This is a genomic window from Anaerococcus tetradius ATCC 35098 (genome assembly GCF_000159095.1).
GTDB lineage: Bacteria > Bacillota > Clostridia > Tissierellales > Peptoniphilaceae > Anaerococcus > Anaerococcus tetradius.
The window spans coordinates 1-624 of the sequence record NZ_GG666343.1 but is presented as its reverse complement, the minus strand read 5'-3'; the positions used below and the strand labels follow the sequence as shown (position 1 = coordinate 624).

Sequence of the window (624 nt, the reverse complement as noted above, 5' to 3'; positions counted from 1 at the left end):
AAAAAGAATGCCAAGGACAACAGCTTGGCAAATTTATAAAAACTATTGTAATCCAATATCTCCAAGCGAGGCAAAACCTGGGGATATTATTTTCTTTAAAGGCACATATAATTCGGGTACGCCAATTTCTCACGTAGGGATATATGCCGGAAATGGAATGATGCTCCATGCAGGAGATCCTATCCAATATGCCAGTATAAACTCAAGGTATTGGAAAAATCACTTTTATTCCTTTGGTAGACCAAAATAAGGGGAAGGAGTAAAAATCTATGAATAAAAAATTAATCAGAAACATAGAAAAACAGAAGAATTTAAGAAAGAAAAAAGAAGAAATTGAAATAGAACTTCAGTTATTAGTAGAGGAACAAGAAGAAATAGAAAATTTAGAGGTCATCAAGGAATTTCGAAGTCGAAAAATATCTCTTGATGAATTTTTATTTATTGTTAGAAAAAATAAGGAAGAAGAAAATCAATGATAGAAAAAGAGAAGAAAAATTAAAAGAAAAGGAGAACATTCATAATGAAGAAATTTAATACGAACAGACTAAGAGCCTTTTTTATGGCTCTTTTATTAGTTTTAACATCAACTGTGCATACAAGTGCATTTGCAAAGTCTGATGTTAC

General features: G+C 30.8%; 2 protein-coding genes. Both read left to right on the top strand.

Translation table 11 applies throughout. From position 1 onward, the window contains the following. Positions 1–250, top strand: a 250-nt coding sequence (locus HMPREF0077_RS10080) for a C40 family peptidase (protein WP_081445736.1), incomplete at its 5' end; no start/stop codon positions are given. 19 nt (positions 251–269) lie between these two features. Next, on the top strand, positions 270–476 hold the full coding sequence (locus HMPREF0077_RS10075) for a hypothetical protein (protein WP_004837922.1): 207 nt from the start codon (positions 270–272) through the stop codon (positions 474–476). Positions 477–624 lie beyond the last annotated feature (148 nt).